Origin of the sequence: Pseudomonas sp. EA_65y_Pfl1_P113, from assembly GCF_963970525.1 — a bacterium.
Classification (GTDB): Bacteria; Pseudomonadota; Gammaproteobacteria; order Pseudomonadales; family Pseudomonadaceae; genus Aquipseudomonas; species Aquipseudomonas tritici.
This window is the reverse complement of sequence record NZ_CAXAQM010000204.1, coordinates 1-649: the sequence shown is the minus strand read 5'-3', so window position 1 is coordinate 649 and position 649 is coordinate 1. Positions and strand designations below refer to the sequence as shown.

Annotated in this window: 2 pseudogenes; one reads left to right on the top strand and one right to left on the bottom strand. The window is 60.7% G+C overall.

Going from position 1 to position 649, the window contains the following annotated elements:
• Positions 1-125, bottom strand: a pseudogene (locus AACY52_RS29135) (LuxR C-terminal-related transcriptional regulator); the annotation flags it as partial.
• A gap of 370 nt (positions 126-495) precedes the next feature.
• Here AACY52_RS29135 and AACY52_RS32445 point away from each other — a divergent pair.
• Positions 496-649: pseudogene (locus AACY52_RS32445) on the top strand (permease DsdX); the annotation flags it as partial.

Sequence of the window (649 nt, the reverse complement as noted above, 5' to 3'; positions counted from 1 at the left end):
TGCGCCTTGATGGTGGCCTCGGAGACGCCGAGCTCATAGGCGATCTGCTTGTTGAGCTGGCCGCAATAGACGCCGTCGAGGACCTTGCGCTGTGTCGGGGTCAGGCGAGCGAAGGGAGCCGAAGCGTCTCGGTCCAGCGTGGCCTCGCTCACCGCTATTTGCTGCCTCGTCATCTAAGCCCTCTCCCCCTTTCGCGGCGTGACGGCACACGTCGCGTCCGACTGTCGGCTTCTGCCGATCGAACGAAACTCGATGCGAGTCTCGATGGCTTGATCCTATTCAAATTGGTTGGACAGATTCAAGCGCATATTACAATTTTTGCCGATTTGACGCGAATAATCTTGGAATATTGCGCATTGTTGTCGTACAGATACTCCTACGCAGCCCGCACATTGCGAGAGACTGCGGCGGAGAAGGGGGTCCGATGGTCCATTCGCAATCGCTGGCGCATGGGCGCACCGTGCCCGCCACCGCGCTGATCGCGGCGCACACGCGATGAGGCCCGAGGACTATCGCCTGATTTTGGCCGCCATTCTCGGCATCGGCTTGTCGATCGTGCTGATCGTCCGCGGGCGCTTGCATCCCTTCGTCGCCTTGCTGTCGGGCGCGTTCGTCGTTGGCATCATCGCCGGCCTGCCGATTGCCGACA